Source organism: Streptomyces sp. AB3(2024) (assembly GCF_041862025.1).
Lineage (GTDB): Bacteria > Actinomycetota > Actinomycetes > Streptomycetales > Streptomycetaceae > Streptomyces.
Genome location: NZ_JBGWAB010000302.1, coordinates 1 through 1,620, shown reverse-complemented (window position 1 = coordinate 1,620; position 1,620 = coordinate 1). Strand labels below are relative to the sequence as shown.

Here is a 1,620-nt window from a genome sequence, read left to right as displayed (position 1 = left end):
CCGTTGGTGTTGGAGGCGAAGACTTCGATGCGGCCGTCGGCGTTGTTGCCGGTGGCGAGTCGGTATCCGCCGCCGCCGAAGTTGGCCCAGGTGGACCACGAGCCGTTCACCGCGGTCTGCCACATGTGGTCGAAGGTGGCGTCGGAGAGGGCGAAGACCTCGAGTCGTCCGTCGGCGTTGGCCGCTACGGAGAGCTGTGCGTTGCGGGGTCCGCCTTCGAATCGCCACTGCGACCAGGCGCCGTTCACCGCGGTCTGCCAGGAGTGGTACACGCCGTCGGCTCCGGCGGCGAAGGCCTCCAGCCGCCCGTCCGCGGACCGCCCGGACACCACACGACCGGCGCCGTAGGGGTGCTTGGGGCCGGTGCTGCTCGTACCGGACCACAGTGCGTTGGCCATGATCACCGCGTCGTCCGCCTCGATGGCGTAGAGGCCGCGCAGGTCCTCGCGCGGTCGCTGGACGTGCCAGCACACCTCGCCGATCGCCTCGTTGTTCCACGAGCCGCCCGGATACATCCGTTCCACCTCGTCGAAGAAGGCGTTCGTGGCGTGGGCCGGGTTCAGCCGCTCCTCACGGGTGCCCCACCAGTCCTGCTGCTGGAACAGCCCGAGGCTGGTGTAGTCGACGGCCTGGGCGTAGTTGTTGACGCTGGACTCCACGATGATCGTGGCGATCGCGATGGCCGCGGCCCTCTGGTTGAGGCCCCGGTCCTTGACCGCCTGCGTGACCATCCGCGCGCAGGACACCTTGTAGGCGTCCATGTAGCCGGCCATCTTCGCGTGCAACTGCGGGTTGAGCTGGTCGGCCATGATGCCGTCGGCGGCCGACGGACCGGCCGGATCACACGGCACGGTCGGAATGGCGAAGCCCTGGGGGCCGCTGAAATACCGGGAGACCCCGGAGTGGTCCTTGCCCGGAACCGGATCCGGAACGGGCGCGTGTGCGGCGACGGCGACCGAGGCGGTCATCCCGACGGCCAACGCCCAGGTGCCGGCCACGAAGGCCAGTCTGGTGAACACGCGGCGCAAATCAGTTATCGCCATTGTCTGCCCTTCTATCGTGAAGTGAAATGTGCGGAGTTCACGCGATGCCCGGCCCTGCGGAAGTGCCCACCCAGCCCCATTCGGACCAGGCGGAGAAACCGGTCTGCCAGCGGTGGAAGACGCCGGCGCTGCTCGTCGCGAAGACTTCGATGCGCCCGTCGGCGTTGTGGCCGGCGGTGATCTCGGTGCCGCCACCGCCGATGGTTTCCCAAGCCGAATAGGGGGCGTTCGGATCGGTCTGCCAGATGTGGGCGGCGGTACTGCCGTTGATCGCGAACACCTCGACCCGGCCGTCCGCCGAACGGTCCGACGTCATCTCGGAGTTCGCCGGGCCGCCCATTCCCTCCCAGCCGGACCAGGCGGAAAGGCTGGTCTGCCAGCGGTGGAAGACGCCGCTGGGGTTGGAGGCGAAGACCTCCAGCCGTCCATCGGTGTTGTGATTGACGGTGAGGTCGTGTCCGCCGCCGCCGAAGGTCTCCCAGGCGGACCAGGCGCCGTTGACTCCGGTCTGGTAGAGGTGCTGGAAGGTGGTGTCGGAGAGGGCGAAGACTTCGAGTCGGCCGTCGGGTGCGGTTTC

At 68.3% G+C, this 1,620-nt stretch carries 2 pseudogenes; both read right to left on the bottom strand.

The window, feature by feature from the left end:
• Nucleotides 1-1,043, bottom strand: a pseudogene (locus ACEPPI_RS40470) (peptidase M23); the annotation flags it as partial.
• Nucleotides 1,044-1,080: 37 nt separating this feature from the next.
• Nucleotides 1,081-1,620 (bottom strand): annotated as a pseudogene (locus ACEPPI_RS40465) (peptidase M23); the annotation flags it as partial.